The 20,529-nt window shown below is 55.6% G+C and carries 13 protein-coding genes; 11 read left to right on the top strand and 2 right to left on the bottom strand.

What is annotated here, in order from left to right:
- Positions 1-267 precede the first annotated feature (267 nt).
- From GGU46_RS04730 to prfB, 8 genes are all read left to right on the top strand, one after another.
- Entirely contained in the window at positions 268-840 is a 573-nt protein-coding gene (locus GGU46_RS04730) for an NUDIX domain-containing protein (protein WP_183402377.1), read from the top strand.
- 82 nt (positions 841-922) lie between these two features.
- The gene (locus GGU46_RS04725; RefSeq protein WP_183402376.1) at positions 923-1,726 is read left to right on the top strand and encodes a lysophospholipid acyltransferase family protein; all 804 of its coding nucleotides are present in this window, start codon (positions 923-925) and stop codon (positions 1,724-1,726) included.
- Between the two features lie 87 nt (positions 1,727-1,813).
- Positions 1,814-2,101: an Asp-tRNA(Asn)/Glu-tRNA(Gln) amidotransferase subunit GatC gene (gatC, locus tag GGU46_RS04720; RefSeq protein WP_139920000.1), complete on the top strand. Its 288-nt coding sequence runs from the start codon at positions 1,814-1,816 to the stop codon at positions 2,099-2,101.
- 63 nt (positions 2,102-2,164) lie between these two features.
- Positions 2,165-5,161, top strand: coding sequence for a tetratricopeptide repeat protein (locus tag GGU46_RS04715; RefSeq protein WP_183402375.1), 2,997 nt, complete (start codon positions 2,165-2,167; stop codon positions 5,159-5,161).
- 16 nt (positions 5,162-5,177) lie between these two features.
- The gene (locus GGU46_RS04710; protein ID WP_183402374.1) at positions 5,178-5,897 is read left to right on the top strand and encodes an ABC transporter ATP-binding protein; all 720 of its coding nucleotides are present in this window, start codon (positions 5,178-5,180) and stop codon (positions 5,895-5,897) included.
- A 90-nt stretch (positions 5,898-5,987) separates the two neighbouring features.
- Positions 5,988-6,536: a cob(I)yrinic acid a,c-diamide adenosyltransferase gene (locus tag GGU46_RS04705; protein WP_183402373.1), complete on the top strand. Its 549-nt coding sequence runs from the start codon at positions 5,988-5,990 to the stop codon at positions 6,534-6,536.
- A 159-nt stretch (positions 6,537-6,695) separates the two neighbouring features.
- Positions 6,696-7,760 carry a branched-chain amino acid aminotransferase gene (locus GGU46_RS04700; RefSeq protein WP_183402372.1) on the top strand — a complete coding sequence of 355 codons (1,065 nt, stop codon included), beginning with the start codon at positions 6,696-6,698 and terminating at the stop codon, positions 7,758-7,760.
- A 173-nt stretch (positions 7,761-7,933) separates the two neighbouring features.
- Positions 7,934-9,011 (top strand): peptide chain release factor 2 gene (gene prfB / locus GGU46_RS04695; RefSeq protein ID WP_183402371.1). Its coding sequence is split into 2 segments (ribosomal slippage): positions 7,934-7,993 and positions 7,995-9,011, totalling 1,077 coding nucleotides; the frame shifts between segments, so codons are not numbered across the junction.
- A 90-nt stretch (positions 9,012-9,101) separates the two neighbouring features.
- On the opposite strand, the gene GGU46_RS04690 is transcribed toward prfB, so the two are convergent.
- Both GGU46_RS04690 and GGU46_RS04685 read right to left on the bottom strand, forming a co-directional pair.
- Positions 9,102-10,520, bottom strand: a complete 1,419-nt coding sequence (locus tag GGU46_RS04690; protein ID WP_183402370.1) for a RagB/SusD family nutrient uptake outer membrane protein — start codon at positions 10,518-10,520, stop codon at positions 9,102-9,104.
- A 17-nt stretch (positions 10,521-10,537) separates the two neighbouring features.
- A complete protein-coding gene (locus tag GGU46_RS04685; RefSeq protein ID WP_183402369.1) occupies positions 10,538-13,582 on the bottom strand; it encodes a SusC/RagA family TonB-linked outer membrane protein in 3,045 nt (1,014 codons plus the stop codon).
- A gap of 1,324 nt (positions 13,583-14,906) precedes the next feature.
- Between GGU46_RS04685 and GGU46_RS04680 the strand changes: the two genes are divergently transcribed.
- From GGU46_RS04680 to GGU46_RS04670, 3 genes are read left to right on the top strand one after another with little or no spacing between them, the layout of a single operon-like run.
- The gene (locus tag GGU46_RS04680) at positions 14,907-18,116 is read left to right on the top strand and encodes a SusC/RagA family TonB-linked outer membrane protein (protein WP_183402368.1); all 3,210 of its coding nucleotides are present in this window, start codon (positions 14,907-14,909) and stop codon (positions 18,114-18,116) included.
- A gap of 28 nt (positions 18,117-18,144) precedes the next feature.
- Positions 18,145-19,710, top strand: a complete 1,566-nt coding sequence (locus tag GGU46_RS04675; RefSeq protein ID WP_183402367.1) for a SusD/RagB family nutrient-binding outer membrane lipoprotein — start codon at positions 18,145-18,147, stop codon at positions 19,708-19,710.
- A 53-nt stretch (positions 19,711-19,763) separates the two neighbouring features.
- Entirely contained in the window at positions 19,764-20,336 is a 573-nt protein-coding gene (locus GGU46_RS04670; protein WP_183402366.1) for a hypothetical protein, read from the top strand.
- Positions 20,337-20,529: the final 193 nt, after the last annotated feature.

Below are 20,529 nucleotides of genomic sequence, written 5' to 3'. Positions count from 1 at the left end.
CGACAAATATCATTCATCCACCCTACTCCTTTTGCCGGTGGTCAACACTTCGCGGTACGAGCCTTCCTTTCCATAAACCCTACGCGCGCTGCTTTATTACTGAGTCAAAGGTAAGCTTGCCGGAAAGCGCCGCGCCGCGTTATTGGCTTAACGGCCACTCGTGCCCGGCAAACTGCGCGTTCTGCCCGGCGAGAGTTGCAGCGCCTATGTAAAAACACGCCGTATCCTACCTTTGCGGTTATTCTTTATCTTCTTCTATTCCCCGGCATGGCTCCTACTTCCGCTCCGCACGTTGATGAAACGCACAACCCCTGGCAGTGCCTGAATTCCGAGATTAAGTACCAGAACCCCTGGATTCGGGTGCGGGAGGACCAGATCATCAACCCCGCCGGTAACCCAGGCATTTACGGGGTCGTTTCCATGAAGAACAAAGCGCTGGGCATCATTCCGGTTGATGCCGAGGGCAATACGTGGCTGGTAGGGCAGTACCGCTACGCCCTGAGCGAGTACAGCTGGGAAATTCCGATGGGCGGGGGCCTTGTGGAGCTGGATATTCTGGAATCGGCCCAGCGGGAGCTGCGCGAGGAGACCGGCCTGCTGGCCGCCCGCTGGACCAACATCATGCGCCTGCATACCTCCAATTCCGTCACGGATGAAGAAGGCTTTGTGTTCCTGGCTCAGGAGCTGACTCAGGGCGCAGTAGAGCCCGAGGAAACCGAGGACCTGCGCCTCTGGAAACTCCCCCTGGCTCAGGCCGTGGAGCTGGTGATGGAAAGCCGGATTACAGATGCCATTAGTGTGGCGGGCTTGCTGAAAGCGGCCCGGCTGCTGGGCGTGTAGCAGCAACCGGCAACGTCCCGCAGCCGTCGGCAAGCTGGCTGAACCGAGGGCCCTTCTTCACATTCCCCGTACTTTTGCCCCCATGTCGCGCTTGCTTCGCTTTATTGGCCACCGATTGTACACCACTTGGGCTACGTTCTGGTTTGTAATGCCGTTCGTGCTGACGTATCCGCTGCAGTGGGCACTCAGCCAGCGGCCCGCTTGGCACCGCTACCTGCACACGCTTAACCGGTACTGGAGCAAGCTCTTCATCCGGATGTGGGGCATGCCGGTAGAAACCGTGGGCGCCCATCGGCTGCCGGTTGGCCACCCCTGCGTGTACGTAGCCAACCACAGCTCCTACATTGATATTCCGCTGCTGTTCCGCACCATTCCGGGGTGGCTTAATATTATGGGTAAAAGCTCGTTGGCCCGGGTACCGGTGTGGGGCCCCATCTTTGGCCGCGCCTACATCACCGTGGACCGCGAGAGTGCCGTGAGCCGGGGCCGCGCCATGGTGCAGGCCCGCCGCACGCTGGAGTCGGGCCGCTCCGTGGTTATTTTTCCGGAAGGCGCCATTTCCAAAACTCCCGGCCAGCAGCTGGAGCCCTTCAAGGATGGCGCGTTTCAACTGGCTATTGCGGCGGGGGTACCCATCGTGCCCATTACCATGCCCCTGAACCACCGCTTTATGCCCGATGTTAGCGGCCTGCGGGTGCGCTACTCCCGCTTGGCCATCATCGTGCACCCGCCCCTGCCCACCACCGGGCTTACCGCCGCCGATGCACCGGCCCTGAAGCAGCGCGCCTACGACCTCATTGCCAGTGCCCTGCGGCCCGAGGCGGGCGGTATTCCGGAAGCCAGCACCTGGCGGCAGCCGGCGCCACAGCCCCTGGTGCGGGCCTGAGCCACCCGGCGCTCCAACCGCTTTCGGTCAGCCTGCTGCTTTCCCGGCTTCAATTTCTCATCTTTACCTTTCATCTTCTTTTATCCCGTGAGCACCGACCTTGCTACCCTTCGCGGCCTGGCCCACCTAGCCCGCCTTGAGTTTGACGCCACCAAAGAGCAGCAAATGCTCGGCGACCTGAATAAAATCCTGGATTGGGTGGATCAGCTTCGCCAGCTGGATACCACCGATGTGGAACCGCTGGTGCACCTGTCGCAGGAAATTAACGTGTTGCGCCCCGACGAGCCGCAGAACACAGTGAGCCACCAGGATGGCCTGCGCAATGCCCCGCGCAAGGACTCCGACTACTTCCGCGTACCCAAAGTGCTGGATTAACCGTTGGTGCCCGCCGCTCCCCCCATCGTTTCGTCGCGTCCGTCCCAGTGGTACGGTGCGCTTTTGCTCCTTGCGCTAGGCGCCGTGCTGGCCGTGGCAACGGCGGGCTGGCACTACTTTACCGCCGAGGATGCGGTGCTGCCGGTCCGGCCGGTAGCGCAGCTAACCCCTGTGCCCACCACTGTAGCTACCGTGCGCATAGGCCTGGAAGCGCTGCCGGTGCAGGCCAACACGTACCTGGTTACCCAAACCTACGACGTGGCCGGCCCCTTCCTGCGCTCCGAAGCAGCGTTTGCCTTGGTGGGCTTGCTGGGGGTAGGGCTGGCCTATTTTCTGGCGGTTGTCAGCCGCCTGGCCCGACCGGCCTTCGTGGCAGGTATGGCCCTGGTCATCTTCCTGCTGATGTCGTTGAATGCGGACCTGCTGGGCGTGTTTGATGCTGAGCAGCAGTATTTTCTGGTGCTGGCATTAGTCACACTGGGGTTGCCGGCTTACTATTTCCACGCTTTTCGGCCGGAAACGGGTCTGCGGCAACGCCTGCTGCTCTTCGGCCTTCTGGTAGCTGGCTTGGGGGCCCTGTTGTTTACGCAGAGTCCGGCTCCGGCTGAGGTAACGGCTCTGCACCTGAGCGGTTTCTTCACGGTAAGCGGCGCGGTGGCCTTTGCCCTGCTGGTGCTGTGGATTGCCTTCGAGAACGTGCATGGTCTGCTGTGGCTAAACACCCAGGCCGATACGCCGGCGGCGCGCTTCGGGGTGCTGCCCTTCGTGCTGGCCAGTGGCCTGTATCTGGGAACGCTGCTGCTGTATTACTGGAACAACGGCGAGGTGAAAGTAGCTCCTGGCTGGCACCTCGATCCGCTGGTGCTGCTGCTGCCGGCCGCACTGATTGGCTGGCTGGGACTTCGGCGCCGGGCCACTACGTACCACGCCTGGGTACCTTATCACGCCGGCATGCAGCTGCTGTATCTGGTGCTGGTACTGGTGGGTGCGGCGGCCCTCGGCTACGCCCTGGCTACTGCCAACGACCCGCTGCTGCTGGCGGCCCGCGACTTCACGGCCCTGGCGCTGCTGTGCGTGGGGGGTGCTTTTCTGCTGTACGTGCTGCTGAACTTTGCCCCGCTGCTGCGCCAGAAACTGCCCGTGCACCGGGTTGTGTATGAGCCCCGGCGCTTTCCGTTCTATGCCATGTACGGGCTGGGGCTTGGGCTGCTGGGGCTGGTACTGCTGCGCAATCAGTTCACTATCGCCAATCAAGTAAAAGCCGGCTACTACAACAACCTGGGTGATTTGGCCCGTTTGCAAAGCGAGCTTACTCCTGATGACTTGTCGCAGGCACTGTTGGCCGAACGTTACTACGCCGAAAGCGACGTACTGGACCAGCACAACCACAAGGCCAGCTTGGGCCGGGCGGCGCTCTACCGCTTCCGCCAGCAGCGCCAGAACGAAATCAATATTCTGCGCCGGGCCCTGGGCCGCCGTCCTTCTGAAAAGATTTCGCTCCGGCTCGCCGCCCTCTATAACGAGCCGCGCGACTTTTTCGACCGCCTCAATGTGCTGCGCGATGCACTGAAGGCTGCTCCCCGAAGCGCCCGCCTCAACGGCGACCTGGCCCAGCTCTACACCCGCTCCACCCTGACCGATTCGGTGAAAATATATCAGGAGCGGGCTGAAGCAGCAGCCCCCAACGATGTAGTGCTGCTGGCCAACCGCTTGGCTTACCTGATCCGGCAGCAGCAGTGGGCTGCCGCCGCAACGCTTATGCCGCAGGGGCTGAACGCTACGGACGACGCCCTGCGTAGTAATGCTCTGCTTTTGGCCCGCTTCACTGGCAAGGCCGCAGGTAGCGTTCCGCTACCCGATACAGCGGCGGCCCTTACTACCGCCGGCTTCGCCCGTCTCTACCACGATGGTTTGAACCGGGCCTTGCGCCGCGATACTACCCTCCTGCCCTTGCTACCCCAACTGGCAGCCAACCCCGGGAATGGCGCTTACCTCGACCAGCTGAATTTTCTGCGGGCCCTTACCCAGCACTACGGCGGGCGGCCGGTAGCGGCGCAAACCACTATTCTGCCTTTGGCTACCGGCTCTGGCCCCGCCACCGGGTACTATCAACAGCTGCAGGGCCTGTGGCTGCTTGACCAGCACCTGCCAGCTCCGGCGGCTACCCGGCTGGCGGAGGCCCGGGAAAATGGTGCTCCTACGGCTGCCCTCCCGGCGGCTTACGCCCTGGCTCTCAGCAATCAGCCTGATTCCGCGCGGCGCGTAGCCCGCCAGGCCGCAACCGGAGCCGATCTGGTCTCAATTCCGCCTGCTCGTCGCCTATTGGCTGTGCTCGACCCGGATTTTCGCACGTTTTATTTACAAGCTCCCGATTCACTACGGGTACAATACGTGGCTGTCCGCGGCGACGAGCTACCCGCCACCGACCTGCTCCAAACCGCCCGGACCCTATCAGTTCCGGCCCTGCGCTCAGAGGCCCTGCTGGCCCAGTTGCCCCGCGTACTGCAAGCTGGGCAGTTGCCTGCGGTCCGGCAGGCCCTGGCGGATTTCGCACCGCCGGTTAATGCGCCAACCGCCTCCCGCTGGAATGTGCTGCGGGGCGAACTATACACGCAGGAAAAACAGTGGCCAGCTCTTCGTCAGCTCGTAGCCCAAGGTCGTTTTGAGGGATTTGACCAGTTTTACCGCCTCTATTTCCGGGCGGCTCTGGCCGAAGCCGACAAGCAGCCCAAGCAGGCCGGGCAACTGTACGCCCAATTGGTTCGGGAAGCACCTTTCGTGGAAAACGGGGTAATAGCTGCCGCTGATTTCTACACCCGTCAGCGCAACTTCTCGGCCGCCTACAACACGCTGTTGCGAGGCATTGAGTACAACCCCGAGTCGGCCGGGCTGCTCAAGGCCTACGTGCTGGCCGCCGTGCCAGTAGGCCTGACCGAGTACGCTGAGGCGCCATTGGCTCACCTGGGAGCGTTGCTTTCCCCGGCAGATTACGCTACCTTTCGTACAGAGTACGCGGCCCGGCGGGCGGCTTATGCCTCCTCGGGTGCCCCCTGGAACTAACCTGGCCTCACTGGTTATGCTGTATCCCGTTATCGAAACCACTGATATTTCCAAAGTTTACCGCATGGGAACCGAGGAAATTCACGCCCTGCAATCGGTGTCCATTACCATTCAGCGGGGTGAGTACGTTGCTTTCATGGGTCCTTCCGGCTCCGGTAAGTCCACGCTGATGAATATTGTAGGCTGCCTGGATACTCCCTCCGGCGGCCGCTACATTCTCAATGGCAAGGATGTCAGCAACATGACGGACAATCAGTTGGCCGACGTACGAAACCGGGAAATCGGCTTTGTATTCCAGTCATTTAACCTACTGCCCCGGGCTACCTCCCTCGACAACGTGGCCCTACCCCTTATTTATGCGGGGTACGGCAAAAGCGAGCGGCAGGAAATGGCCCGCGAAGCCCTGCGCAGCGTAGGGCTGGCCGAAAGGGCCATGCACAAGCCCAATGAGCTAAGCGGCGGCCAGCGCCAGCGCGTGGCCATTGCGCGGGCCCTGGTCAACAACCCCAGCATCATCCTCGCCGACGAACCCACCGGTGCCCTTGATACCCGCACCAGCCACGAAATTATGGAGCTGTTTGAGGCGCTGTACGTGCGCGGCAACACCATCATCATGGTGACGCACGAGGAGGATATTGCCCGCCACGCTCACCGCATCGTGCGCCTGCGCGACGGCCTTGTGGAGTCAGATGTGGTTAATAACGACGTAGCCACCCATCAACTGGCGAATCAATAGCTTCGGGGGCCTCGTGTACCGACCTGGGCCAACATTTTGGGCCGGTTGTTAGTAGTTGGTTTTTTCCGTTCTACTGTTTTTGCCTCTCTGTTGAAAATCTATACCAAAACCGGCGACCAGGGCCTAACCTCGCTTATTGGCGGGACCCGTGTGCCCAAATCCAGCCTTCGCATAGACTGCTACGGCACGGTGGATGAGTTAAACTCCTACGTGGGCCTGGTGCGCGACCAGGACGTGAATGCCACTCGCCGCGACCTACTCAAGGAAATTCAGGACCGCCTTTTTACCATTGGCGCCTCCCTGGCTTCTGATCCGGAAAAATCCAGGATGAAAATTCCGGACCTCCGCCCCGAAGACGTTGCCCTGCTGGAGCGCGAAATGGACCGCATGAACGAGAGCCTGCCCGAGTTGCGCGTGTTTGTACTCCCCGGCGGGCATCAGTCGGTTTCCTTCGCTCACGTAGCCCGTTGCGTATGCCGCCGAGCCGAGCGGCTGGTGATTCAGTTGCGCGAAGACTCCTTCGTGGCCGATCTGGTGGTGATGTACCTCAATCGTCTCTCCGATTTTCTTTTCGTGCTCAGCCGCCAGATGGCCCACGAGCTGAACGCCGAGGAAGTAAAGTGGGAGCCCCGCATGTAAGGAGCGGCACCCTTCTGAACTAACAAGTGTTCGGAAGAAATTCTGCACCTTTACCCAATCACGCTCTTTTCTTTTCCCACCCACCCCACCGCAGCTCCCCGGCTATTTCCCTGGCCGGCGGCAGATGCGCAGTTGTTACCTTTTCCCACCCCACTCCTCATGCTTGCTACCCTCACTATTCCTACGCAGCGGACTACCGCCTCGCGTCTTGCTGAAGTAGATTTCGACCAGCTCGATTTCGGCAGGACTTTTTCCGACCACATGCTCGTGGTGGACTACCACAATGGCGAGTGGCAGGAGCCGCAGATTGTGCCTTACGCTGATATGCCCGTGAGCCCGGCCAACTCGGCGTTGCACTACGGGCAGGCCATTTTTGAAGGCATGAAGGCGTACAAGAATCAGCAGGGCGAAATTTTCATTTTTCGCCCCTATGACAACCTGCACCGCCTGAACCTCTCGGCCGAGCGCATGTGCATGCCCGCGGTACCAGAGGAGCTGTTTATGCAGGGCCTGAGCCAGCTGATCCGGCTGGATGCCGAATGGGTGCCGAACTTCCCCGGCAGCGCCCTCTACATCCGGCCCTTTATGTTTGCTACCGATGGCATGCTGGGGGTGCGCCCATCTGACTCCTACCGTTTCATGATTATCACCTGCCCGGTAGGCCTATACTACAACAAGCCGTTGCGCGTACGCTTCGAAGAAAAGTACGTACGCTCGGCTGAGGGCGGCGCCGGATTTGCGAAAAATGCCGGCAATTATGGAGCCGCCATGTACCCCACTAAGCTGGCCCAGCAGGAAGGCTATAACCAGCTGATCTGGACGGATGCCTCCGAGCATAAATACGTGGAGGAATCCGGCACCATGAATGCCGTATTTGTAATTGATAACCGCATTGTCACACCGGCCCTGAGCACCTCTATCTTGGATGGCATCACCCGCCGCAGCGTGCTTCAGCTAGCTCGCGACTGGGGTATGCCGGTGGAGGAGCGCAAAGTTTCGGCTCTAGAAATCCTGGAAGCGCAGGCCAATGGCACCTTGCAGGAAGCATTCGGGGTAGGCACTGCCGCTACCATTGCGCCAATTGCCGTTATTGGCTACCAGGGCCAGGATTACCCCCTCCCTACTCCCGCCGCCGATGCCTTCTCCCACCGCGTTTCTGCCGCCCTGGCAGCCATCCGCAGCGGTGACGCTCCCGACGTGCACGAATGGATGGTGCGGATTTAGTTTTCCTACCCCTACCCTATCACTCAAAGCGGACGGCGCCCTAGGCACCGTCCGCTTTGCTTTATAGCATTTCAGCTGGTGGGCAGGTGCGGCTACCTGATTTATGCTGACCTTTGGCCGGTAATGCGCCAAGCCGGACGCACCACTCGTTTTATCATTCATTCTTTTTTTCCATGACCCACGACCAGGTGAAGGAATTGAAGGGCCGCGCTGAGGCCCTGAGGAGGTATCTTTGACTACGATGCCCGCAAAGCTCAGGTAGTAGAAACAGAGCAGCAGACCACGGCGCCCGGCTTCTGGGATGACTCAAAAAAGGCCGAAGCCGTCATGAAGGAAATCAAGGCGGTTAAGGTCTGGACCGACGATTACGAAGCCGTAGAAAAGCTAGTAAGTGACACTGAGGTGCTTTATGACTTTTACCGGGAAGGCGAAGTTGAGGAAGCCGAAATGCAGCGTGAGTTTGCCGTAGCCCAGCAGGCGGTAGAGCGCCTGGAATTCAAGCGCATGCTCTCCGATGAGGAGGATCAGCTCTCCGCCATTCTGGAAATAAACCCCGGTGCGGGTGGCACTGAAAGCCAGGATTGGGCCGAAATGCTCATGCGCATGTACATCATGTGGGGCGAAAAGCAGGGCTTCACTGTGCGGCAAGTAAGCTATCAGCCTGGTGAAGGAGCTGGTATCAAATCCGCTGCTTTGGAAATTGATGGTGCGTTTGCCTACGGTTACCTCAAAAGTGAAATAGGGGTGCACCGCTTGGTGCGCATTTCGCCCTTCGACAGCAGCGGCAGGCGGCATACCTCGTTTGCCTCTGTTTTCGCCTACCCGGTGGTGGACGATACCATCAACATTCAAATCAACCCCGCCGATATTACTTGGGACACCTACCGGGCGGGCGGGGCAGGCGGCCAGAACGTGAATAAGGTAGAAACCGCCGTACGCCTCAAGCACGCCCCTTCGGGTATCGTGATTGAGTGCCAGATTGAGCGCAGCCAGCTCATGAACAAGGAGCACGCCCTGCGCATGCTTAAGTCGCGCCTCTACCAGCTGGAGCTGGATAAGCGCAACGAGGCCCGCGCCGCTGTAGAGGCTGGCAAGAAGCGTATCGACTTCGGCTCCCAGATTCGTAACTACGTGCTGCATCCCTACAAGCTCATCAAAGACCTGCGCACGGGCATCGAGCGCACCGATGTACAGAACGTGCTGGATGGGGATTTGGAAGAATACATCAAGGGCTATTTGATGCAGAATTAGCTACGATCTTCTTACTGAAGAACGGACTGGTTCTAACAAAAAGAGGCTGCTCAGATGAGCAGCCTCTTTTTTATTGGTAGTTAACCCAGCTTAGGGATTAGTGGCATCCCAGGCTTTTTCAGCCGCTGGCTTAGGCATATTCTGTAGCAGATTGTAGGGAGTTGTGCTGAAGGCCAACGTCTGTCGTGGAGTGGAAGTAGCATCTACTGTCACAACAGGCTTCAAACGATCCGTACGCCGCAAGTCGAAGAAGTACGACCCTTCGAAGAAAAGTGAGTAGCGACGCTGCTTAATGATTTCGTCCATGGCTTTCGTCAGCGACGAGAAAGACCCAGCCGGCAAAGCGGCCAGATTGCCGGAACGAGTGCGGATAACGTTCACGTCCTCCAGGGCACCGGGCAAATCATTTGTATTCGCCTTCGCCTCAGCGGCGATAAGAATCAGCTCTTCGTTCCGAATGATATCCAAAGGACTGGAGTTAGAGGAAAACAGCCGGGATTCATACTGCAACGAAATTCCACCCGTAACACGAGGAGTAGTACGGCGGCCTACCTTACTTAACCGAGCATCGCCGGTTTCTGCTTCCGTTACGAAGTTATCTGGCACCGCAATAACGTTGGAACCGGTGTTGTTCGAAACCTGGAAGTAGGCATTACCGGCGTCGCCAGCAATAGCAGGGTTGAACGTGATTTTAGGTCCCAGAGTCAGGGCACCGGTACGGGTTATAAACGACCCGTTCAGGGCGGTTAGGGCACCGCTGTAATCCTTCTGATACAAGGCAACACGAGCAGCCAGGGCGCGGTTGAATTGCTTGAAAGTTGTGGGGGTGTTGAAGCCGGTAAATCCAGTTGACAATGGGAAGCCGAAAGCGGCACCTCCCTTATCCAGTTCACTAGCGCCCAGATCGAGCAACTGGCGAATGTTAGTCAGGGCCTCCGCCGGCGTCACGAACTTGCCTGGTCTCAGCGGGTCGTTAACAGCAATACGAATGCCGTTGCTACCCTGCATATTCAACAGCATGAACTGAGCCAGCGCTTCGTAGGTATGCGTAAAGCCCGCAATACCCTGCTTTTGCTCGTCATTAACTGCCTGGCTATTATTGGCCGATTCGCGGAATATCTGAGCGGCCCGGCGCGTCTGCGCCAAAGGGGTGTAATAGCCGTTGTAATACGCAGCATCGTCCAGGGTATTACGGGTGCCTTGTAGCTCCCCGTACCACCGCGACTCGGTTGAGGCCAGAATAGTCACCTCTCTACCTAGCGTTCCGGCCACCCAGTTATACGGGGCATTGCCGGTGTGGGCGTTACGCAACGACGCCTCTACCCCTACCGCCAACGCATCAAGCTGCGCCTTGTTGGCATTGTTTAATACTGACCCCAGGCTGGGATTGTTGGGGTCCTGTATGGGATCAACTTCGAAGAAACCGCACGAAGTAGTTCCGAGCAGTGCCACCAATGCGGCCGCTACGGTTATCTTCCGGTGTAAATATCGCATGAGATTGAGTGTCAAAATGAGGTGAGAAACCCTTAGAAATCAAGGTTGATATGAAAGAAGATCCGGCGCGTGCTTGGGTAGCCAGCTACATCTACTTGCGCGAAGTTGGACGTGGCACCGAAGTTGGACACCTCTGGATCGTAGCCTACATAATCAGTCCAGGTAATCAAATTGTTCCCGGATACACCAAACCGAATGTTTTGCACATATTCCTTAAACAGGGCGGTGCGGATGCTAGCGGGCAGGGAGTAGTAAACAGAAGCCTCCCGCAGGCGAACGTAGCCTGAATTCTGGATGAATTCACGAGCACTTAGCCCTTGGCGATAGATGCCATTGGGAACACCCGACTCGGGGCTTGGGCTGCTCCAGTCCTCGGTCGTGCCGCCCTCGTCTTTCAACAAGCGGCTCAGGTTGCTGTTGTAGCCGTCTTTTTTCCAGTGCAGCAGGAAGGAAAGCTCCAGATTACGAGCAATGGTAAATGAGTTGAGGAACGACATTTGGAACCTCGGCTGCGCATCCTCGTAGCGCGTCAGCCCGCTGAAGTTGGGGCTATTCGGATCGTTAGGGGTACCAAACCAACGCGAAGGTGATTCTCCTTCCACGAATACGTTACGCCCAAACGTCGCCCCAAAGCCCGACCCAGTGTTGAAAGGAGGCACTACTAGCGGGGTATCATACAGCTTCGTTACCTCGGTGCGGTTCAGCCAGAACTGCGTAGAGGAATTCCAGTTGATGAGGTTACTGCGAACCGGGTTGACATTCAGCGCGAGCTCCAGTCCTTGGTTACGCAGGTCGCCGATGTTGTACGCCCGGATGGACGTCAGGCCAGTTGATGGCGCCAACGCATACGTATTTACCAGGTTAAATACTTTTTTGTTGTACACCGAGGCTTCCAGCGCAATCCGGTTGTCTAGGAATCCCAGGTCAATACCCAACTCCAATTCCGAAGCAGTTTCCGGCTTGATATCCGGATTACCCAGCAAAGTAGAAGTCAGCAGGCCCGGGCGACCACCAGTTGAAGTAGCAGTCAGGGGCGAATAAAGGGCACCGAAGAAGGCCGGGCCACCGGTTTCGCCGTAAGCAGCTCGCAGTTTCAACAGGTTCATGGTTTCCAGCGACCAGAAACCAAACTTGGCAATGTTGACGGCTAATGACGCTTTGGGGAAAGCGTAGTACTTGTCCGGGTTGCCATTACGGTTTGACTTGTCAAAGCGAATACCCGCCGTGGCAATAATCTGGTCACGGAAGTTAGCTTCCTGCTGGGCCACAAAGCCCAAATCCGCTTCTTCCGTAATGACGGTTTCCTGCGTAGTTACGGTTCCGCGGTTGGGGGTGTAAGGCGGGCCAGGGGACAGGTTTTGGCCTTGGTTGAACGTAAGATTCGTTTTTTGACCTAGCCTCACCGTACCTACCTGAGAAGTCAGGTTTACCGCGTCGCCCAGCTTCCAATCATAAATCAGGAACCCCTGCAGGTTCGAGTTGAAAAACTGGTTTTTGGCTACCCGGGCAGCTCCTGGTAGTGCCAGGCTACGTTGCGACTGCAGATCAGAGGGCAAAGCCAGCAAGGCATTGCTGCTGGAAAAATCAACCCCGCCTTGCGCTGCAAATCGCAGGGACGATGCTTCCGTGTCAATAAGTCTTACCGTCAGGTTTGCCGTTTGCACATAACGGTTGGTTGTTTCCTCGTTGATGGCCCGCTCAACTACTGCGAGGGGGTTGTCACCGGTGTATTCCGAATCAGGGAACTGACCCAACTCGTTTTTGTGCAATTGTGCGTAGCTAGGAATGTATGCCAGTGTATAGCCCAGAGCAATGCCCCGGTTGTCATTACCGGTAAAACCACGCCGGTTCATAGAATTGATGTAGTTGGCGCTTACGCCCAAATCAATTCGTTTCCCGATCTTATGATCTACGTTGGCCCGGATGGAGTGTCGCTCGAAGCCTGTGCGCTTTACAATGCCTTCTTCGTTGGTGGTTGAGCCTGACACGAAAAACTTTGTGCGCTCATCACCACCGGAGATGCTTAAGCCAGTATTACGTAGGAAGGCCGTATTGCCGTAAATTTCCTTCTCGTAGTCGTATATGTTACCAGCCGCCTGCGCTGTAGCCAGTTTCGCTTTTTCAGCTGCCCGGGTAGCATCAACGGCGGCAATCTGAGCTGCAGTTGCGTTGGAGGGATAAGCGTAGTAAGTGTCAATTTTGGCCGGCGTCCAGTCTTCTTTGCCCAACAGGCGCCATGCTTTGGCAAAACCAAGGTCCTGATTGAAGCTTATCCGGGTTTTGCCCGCAGCCCCGCGCTTGGTTTTGATAATTACTACCCCTGCGTTAGCCCGTGTGCCGTAGATAGCGGCGGCGCTAGGGCCTTTCAGAATCTCAATGCTCTCAATGTCATTGGGGTTGAGGTCGGAAAGGCGGTTAATACCATTATCCTGCGTAGTACGACCAGTTCCGGCAGCGGCTCCCGTAAAGGCGGCAGCTCCCGCTCCGTTGCCAACTTCCGCATTAACGGCATACACGCCATCAATGATATACAGAGGCTGCGAAGAACCGTTAATAGTGGAAATACCCCGCAACTGAACTGATAAACCGCCACCGGGCGCTCCGCTAGTCTGGGCAATGTTAGCCCCTACTACCTTACCACTCAAAGCGGCATCAACGGTAACCGGGCGGGTGCTACCAACCAATTCTTTGGCAGAAATGGTTGTAATAGCGTTAGCTAGGTTTGAACGCTTAACCGAGGTAGCCAGACCCGTTACAACTACCTCATCCAGATTGCGGGTGCTGGATCCTAGGCTTACGTTGAACGTAGAACTGGTACCAATCGCACGCTCAATACCAGCGTAGCCAACCGAGCTAAAAACCAGCGTAGTGGCGGAAGCGGGCACACTTATGGTAAACCCGCCATCAGCGTTGGTTGAAGCACCAATAGTGGTGCCTTTCACGAGAACAGTAACCCCCGGAAGTCCCTGGCCATTAGAGGCATCAGTAACACGCCCGGAGATTTCGCGGTTCTGGGCGGCGGCCTGCTGCAACAGGATGGGCGCGCTCAGAAGCGCAGAAAGTATTGTTTTGCGCATGTGAGTGAAAATGTTAGAATGAACTTACGATGCCGTAAATAAACGAATTGTTTCTTTGCCAACATGACAAGAATCTGCTCTATACATTAAAAATTCAATCAGTTTAAAAAGCAGGGGTATCCTACCCTACCCTATAGCCTCCCACTAGCCGTGGCGTGAGTAGAGTTATCAAGTGCTTTTCTACTGTTGGCTCCACAATCCATTTTATGCCCCAAATTCACTGATGCCATCAGTGGGTTTGGGCGCATCTATTCCGGTGAGTTATCAAGTCCGCCTAACTACATTCCTCCAGCCATTGTGCTGTTGCGGTGAAAGTTACTGTCCGGCTGAACCTACTTGTTCGGCCAAGCTTAGCTCCATAGTTGTGGGCTTATGCCAAAGCAGCACAAGGGGCCGCCTGAGCTAATTGCAAAAAGAGACCCGTAGCGGAAACTGCTGGAAATTCTAGCAAATAATATATCGTGTAATTATTCCACACTTTTATATCACCTAGCAGTTAAATAGGATGTAAAAGCCCCAGCTTGGAAGCAATCAACAGTTCAGCTACAGTACGCTGTGTTATCTGTTGCATTTTTTAGGCCCAACCTGTATAGTAAGACTCCTGAGTCTGGCTTTAGACGGATGATTACGGTTCCGTTTACAGACACCTATATATCCAATTTCTATTACTCTTGCGCAAACGGATCTGGTATGAAGCGTTGATTTGCTGGCCCTTATTGCTCTGAAATTTTATCTGATTGCATAGCACCAACTGACGTCACTTGACAATACCAAATATTACATAGCTCACAGAGACTAGAGAAAGCAAACACCAACATAATGCTAACACACTTCTAATTAGCTATATACATCAGAATACATTATCCAATTGCTTATCTGATATAGCTAACTAACCCTAAAACCCCTCTTTATTAAGTACAAATCTTATCTACGAGAATACACTTGCCAGTTCGAAGCAGGGGAGCCACCGCAAACAATAGTACTGATGTTAACTCATAGGATCCAGATTGATTTTGATATTGCTAACAACACAATACAAAGCCTTATGTAATATAATTATTTTAATCAAATCACGATTATATTAATCACATTTACATCAAAAACTACATACACCTATAAATTCTATATAGCTGATATACATCTTTAAAACTATTGCCTGCTACTAGCTATAGCATATAGCGGAGACTAAAGAGGTTTTTGACATTATTAATAGTGTCAAAACTGTTTTAAGACACATATTTCAATAAACTCTGCTTATTTTTAAGCGCGGAACGGTACTTGTTCCTGAAACCGCGCATTTTCACCTTTATCTTTTTTCTTTTCCATGAGAAAATCCTTACTCATGGGTCTGCCTTTGGCGGCACTAAGTGTCGTTCAGGGGGTAGCCCAAACTCGGAGTGTTTCCGGCCGAGTAACGGACCGCACGACAGGCGAAGGCTTGCCGGGGGTAACCGTGCTGCTGAAGGGTAGCAACAACGGTATTTCAACCAACTCCGACGGTACGTACACACTGACTGTACCTGCCGGAGACGGCACTTTGGTTTTCAGCTCCATTGGGTTTATTACGGTAGAACGCCCCATTGGTACCGATACGCAAATCAATGTGGGGCTCGCTGCTGATACTAAACAGCTGAGCGAGGTAGTAGTAACGGCTTTGGGTATCCAGCGCGAGTCGCGCGCCCTGGGTTACGCCGTTGCTGAGGTAAAAAGCCAGCAGGTAGTGCAAAAGTCGGAGCCCGACGTGCTGCGGACGCTCCAGGGGAAAGTAGCTGGGGTAAACATTGTGGGCGCCAACGGAGCTCCGGGTTCTGCTACTCGCATCACAATTCGCGGCAGCTCTTCCCTTAACGGTGACAACCAGCCTCTGTTCATTGTTGATGGTGTACCCTACGACAACCAGCAGACCAACTCTGATAACAGCCTCACCCGCGGCTCGTCGTATTCTAACCGGGCAGCTGACATTGACCCTAACAACATTGAGTCGGTGAACGTGCTCAAGGGTATGGCTGCCGCCGCTCTTTACGGTAACCGTGCCGCCAACGGCGTTATTGTTATCACGACAAAAACGGGTTCTGGTAAGCGTGGCGACAAGGGCATCCGGGTGGGATACAACACCTCATATTCCGTTGAGAAGGTAGCTAACCTGCCTGACTATCAGAATAAGTATGGGTCAGGGGCAAACTTCGTTTACTCAGCAGCTAACGGGTCATGGGGCCCGGCCTTCGGCAGCGCTCAAGCCCCGGTTGATGTGCTCCACCCCCTAAGTGGAATTGCTGCCTTCCCTGAGTTCCAAGGAGCACGCTATCCTTACAAAGCGTTCGAGAATAACGTTAAGGACTTCTTTAATACAGGTAGCCTGTACGAAAACTCCATCAACGTTTCCGGCACCGGCGAGAACACTACGTTTGGGGCAGTGCTTTCGCGCTCCGACCAGAAGGGGATGATTCCGGAGTCGAAGTTTAACCGTACCAGCTTGAGTGCAGGTGGTTCGGGGCAGTTCAGCAAGCTGCGTATCGGGGCTAACATCACATATTCGAACACCGACCAGCAAGGTCCGCAGCTTGGAGCTAACAACGCCATTGGTAATGCTTCGGCTTTCGGCCGGATGATGTTCATCCCGCGCAACATGGACCTCACGGGTTTACCCTATGAGAACCCGCTTACGCGTGCTTCGCAGTTTGCATGGCTTACCGGCCAGGCTGATAACCCCTATTGGTCTACTCGGTACAACAGTTACACTTCGCGCGTGGACCGCGTGGTTAACAGCCTTAACCTAAGCTACGATATCACCAATTGGCTTTCTGCCAGCTTTGTCGGAGGATTGAACACCTACACCGACAACCGCCGCTCTGTGCTGCGGCCGGGCTCGGTAGGGGCCGGCGGCTTGGGCGAAATCATTCAGGATTACATTCGCAACACCGAACTGGAGGGAACGGCATTGCTCACGGCCAATCGGGACCTCACAGAGGACATCAGCCTGAAAGCTATTGTGGGCGCGAATGCTAACCAGCGTAAGTTTGAAGCCTCCTCTGTTGTCGGCTCTAACTATATTACGTTCGACATCGACGACATCACCAACACAACTAAAGTAGCGCAGAATGGCTCGGCTATTACTAAACGCCGCTTGGCTGGGGTGTTAGCCGACGTGACCCTGGGTTACAAGGACTTCTTCTACCTCAACGGTACAGCCAGAAACGAATTTACTTCTACGCTGTCCAAGAACAACCGGAGCTTCTTCTATCCCAGCGTTAGTGCCTCACTTATCTTTACCGAAGCTTTCGGCATTGAATCTAATGTATTGAACTTAGGTAAAGTGCGTGCTGGCTTTGCCAAGGCCGGCAAGGATGCCTCACCTTACGTTATCAATAACCGCTTCGGCCTCAATCCCTTCTTTGGTAACAACGCTGGCGGCACGGGCTTCCCGTTCAACGGCCTGCCCGGTGCGGCCATCAGCGGGGCCATTGGTAACTTGGATCTGCAGCCAGAATTCTCTAAAGAACTGGAATTTGGTACAGACCTGAATTTCTTCAAGGATCGGGTTGTGCTCAGCGCCACCTACTACGATAAGCGCTCTACCTCCCAGATATCCAACGTGCCCTTGGCTTACGCCACAGGCTTCACGTCGTACGTGACGAACTTCGGAGAGATTTCCAACAAGGGCTTTGAAGGTACGCTGACCCTGATTCCGGTGGATGCCGGTGGCTTCCGCTGGACCAGTTTCACCACCTTCACCCGCAACCGCAACATCATCGAGGAATTGCGGGAAGGTACGGAACAGGTATTGCTGGGCGGTAACTTCTTCTCCGACCCCCAGGCGGTGCACCGTCCGGGCCAGCCCTACGGTCAGATCTTGGGGTCGGTCGCCGCACGCGACCCTCAGTCGGGCAAAGTGCTGATTAATGCTGCAAACGGCACGATCATCCGCAGCTTGACCCCAGGAATCATTGGCAACCCCAACCCTGATTACATCTTCGGTTTCACAAACACGTTCACTTACAAGGGCCTTACCCTCGAGGGCGTGATTGACTTCCGTAAAGGCGGCGACGTATATTCCACTACCCTAGCGTCCCTGATGGGCCGGGGCGTAACCCAAGACACGGAGGATCGGGAGAAGACCCTGGTCATTGACGGCGTGTATGGCAACCCGAATACGCAGCAGCCTACCCTAGCTCAGGATGGCAGCACCATCCGCAACGTTACGGCTATCACCCTGAACGACTATTACTTCGGGACGGGCTCAGCTGCGCTGAGCGGTCCTTCAGAGTTTTCGGTATATGATGGCACGACAGTACGCCTACGGGAAGTAACCTTGGGCTATAGCTTGCCCACTTCTATTCTGGAAAAAACACCCTTCCGCGGCGTAACGTTGAGCCTCTCGGGTCGCAACCTGTGGTGGTTCTCGCCGAACGTGCCGAAGCATTCCAACTTCGACCCCGAAACCAACACCTATGGCGCTTCCAACGCCCAAGGTTTCGAGTACACCAACGCTCCTACGTCCCGTCGTTACGGAGTGAACCTGCGGGTGAATTTCTAAGTTCCAACCGCATCTAATCGCACATTCCATGAAAATAACGAAGATTCCGGTAACACTGGCTATGGCGCTTGTCCTGGTGGGTGGTCTGACCGGTTGCGACACCTTTCTTGACGTTAACACCGACCCTATCAATCCGGTGGACGTTCCCGTCACCTTGCTGATGCCTACCACGCAGGCAGCTATGGCAACTTACCTGGGCAATAGCGTGCAGGGCCTCAGCCAACCGGCCTCGGCTATCATGCAGCAATTGGTAAATTTCCGGGTAGGCTCCTTCAGCCTCGACGGCACCACGTTCAACAACCAATGGCTGGGCCTTTACACCAGTGCTTTGGAAAATAATGAGCAGGTCATTAGCCGCGCCACTGCATCAGGTGCTTGGTCCTACGTGGGTATCGCCCAAATTCAGAAGGCGTATATCTTTAGCGAGATGGTGGATATGTGGGGTGATATTCCCTACTCAGAAGCTCTGCTGGGGCTTCAGAATCCGGATCCTAAGTTCGACGACGACGCAGCTATCTATGCCGACCTGTTTCGTCTTATCGATGCCGGTATCACCAACCTGAAGCGTACGGACTCAAGTCGTAATCCTTCCACTGATGATCTCATTTACGGGGGTAACAGCACGAAGTGGATCCGCTTGGCTAACACGCTTAAGCTAAAGCTTTACAACCAGGTAAGGCTAACCCGCGACGTCAGCGCTGACGTAACGCCGCTGCTGACGGCTGACCTTATCACGGAGGCCGACGATTTTGAGTTCCGGTACAATACATCCGCTGCTTCGCCCGAAAACCGCAATCCTGGCTTCCAAGGCGATTACGTGGCTTCCTCACGTGAGAACAACGTCAACCCGTACTTCTACGATTTGCTGAAGAAGAATACCGACCCACGTATTCCATACTACTTCTTCAACCAGTACAACTCTACGGCAGCGCTTTCCACGGCTGATTACCAAGATGGCCGCTTTGTTTCGGTGCGCTTTGGCAGCATTGGGCCACAGGCCAGCGCCAACACCACCAACCTGCGTACGCTGCAAGGCCTCTACCCCGTAGGAGGGCGCTACGATGATAACCGTGGTGGAACGGCTACCGGTGCCTCAGGTAAAGGTGTAGTGGCACAGCGCTTCATTACTTTCTTTAGCCGTAAATTCATTGAGGCCGAGGTTCAGTTAACTGTACTCAACAACGCTGCCGCTGCCCGTGTGGCTCTGAGCGACGCCCTTAATGCTGCCTTCAACAAGGTGAATGCCATTGCCGCCGCCGACGGTAGCCCCACAATTGGCAAGGACGCAGTTGATTCTTACCGTACGGCCGTCCTAACCCGCTATGATGCCGGTTCCGCCAGTGAGAAACTGAACATCATCATGACGGAAAAGTACGTCGCCAATTTCGGTACCGGCATTGATGTGTACACCGACTACCGCCGGACTGGCTTCCCAGCGGTTCCGTTTGCGGACACCGATAATGACCCGCAGACAACCCAAACCGGTGCGTTTCCAGTGCGTCTGCCCTACCGCCTGAATGATCTGCTGACCAACGTTAACGCGCCCAAGACGCAGCCGAACATCACGACGGAAAAAATCTTCTGGGACCGCTAAGACGCTGCTTCCCTAGAAGCCCGTCATTAGTAGTCACCTCAACTGACCTTACCATGAAAAATTTTTTTTATGCCCTGCTATTAACAGCTTCGGCATTCAGCTTCTCCAGCTGCCGGGACGAGGACAATCTCCCCTACCCCAAAACAGAGGAGCTTCCTGTGGTTTTCACCAACCTTGCCAGCCAAAGTACATTTAAACTGAGCGATATTGCCGGCACTGGTAACCCTACGGCAACTTTCTCCATTGAGGTGAAAGGCGGCGACCTCAACGCCGTTGAGGCTGTTGAGGTGTACCGCTCATTCCGCGGATATAACGTAGCCGCTACCCCAGCGTTGGGCCTAGGACCGCGTGTGTTGCTCAAAACCGTGCCGCCAGCCTCTGCCGACATTACTGTTAGCCTGAACGAGGTTATCACGGGTCTAACCCGTGCTACTGGCGCCTCGCAGGCCGGGGCCCGCACGACCCTGACTCGTGCTTCCCTCAAGGAAAACGAAGGGTTCCTCTTCTCATATGAGTTATTGCTGAAGGATGGCCGCCGGGTAGTCTATACTCCTCTCTCAGGGGGAGTAGTGTCCGGTACTCAGGCCAATGCTCCTTATACTGGCCTTGTGACTGTTATCAAGTAAGTCACCTTTAATGATAAAAAAAGCCTCAGCTTCCAGCTGGGGCTTTTTTGTTTTAATTCGGGCTCTCCTGCCCATGAAACTAAGTGTTTAGCAACCTGCCACAAGGCGGTATCATCACAGAAGGCTACGACTAGTTATCAATTCACTGGCAAAAGATTTCCATTTACCCAGGAATTGCTGCACTTGGCCGAGA

The organism is Hymenobacter latericoloratus (genome assembly GCF_014199535.1).
GTDB lineage: Bacteria > Bacteroidota > Bacteroidia > Cytophagales > Hymenobacteraceae > Hymenobacter > Hymenobacter latericoloratus.
This window is presented reverse-complemented; position numbering and strand designations above follow the sequence as displayed.

Excerpts from the sequence above, each read along its gene's own strand:
- GGU46_RS04670 (WP_183402366.1), top strand. The coding sequence starts at position 19,764 with ATGAAAAATTTTTTTTATGCCCTGCTATTAACAGCTTCGGCATTCAGC.
- GGU46_RS04700 (WP_183402372.1), top strand. The coding sequence starts at position 6,696 with ATGCTTGCTACCCTCACTATTCCTACGCAGCGGACTACCGCCTCGCGT.
- GGU46_RS04710 (WP_183402374.1), top strand. The coding sequence starts at position 5,178 with ATGCTGTATCCCGTTATCGAAACCACTGATATTTCCAAAGTTTACCGC.
- GGU46_RS04725 (WP_183402376.1), top strand. The coding sequence starts at position 923 with ATGTCGCGCTTGCTTCGCTTTATTGGCCACCGATTGTACACCACTTGG.
- GGU46_RS04730 (WP_183402377.1), top strand. The coding sequence starts at position 268 with ATGGCTCCTACTTCCGCTCCGCACGTTGATGAAACGCACAACCCCTGG.
- GGU46_RS04685 (WP_183402369.1), bottom strand. The coding sequence starts at position 13,582 with ATGCGCAAAACAATACTTTCTGCGCTTCTGAGCGCGCCCATCCTGTTG.
- GGU46_RS04675 (WP_183402367.1), top strand. The coding sequence starts at position 18,145 with ATGAAAATAACGAAGATTCCGGTAACACTGGCTATGGCGCTTGTCCTG.
- GGU46_RS04680 (WP_183402368.1), top strand. The coding sequence starts at position 14,907 with ATGAGAAAATCCTTACTCATGGGTCTGCCTTTGGCGGCACTAAGTGTC.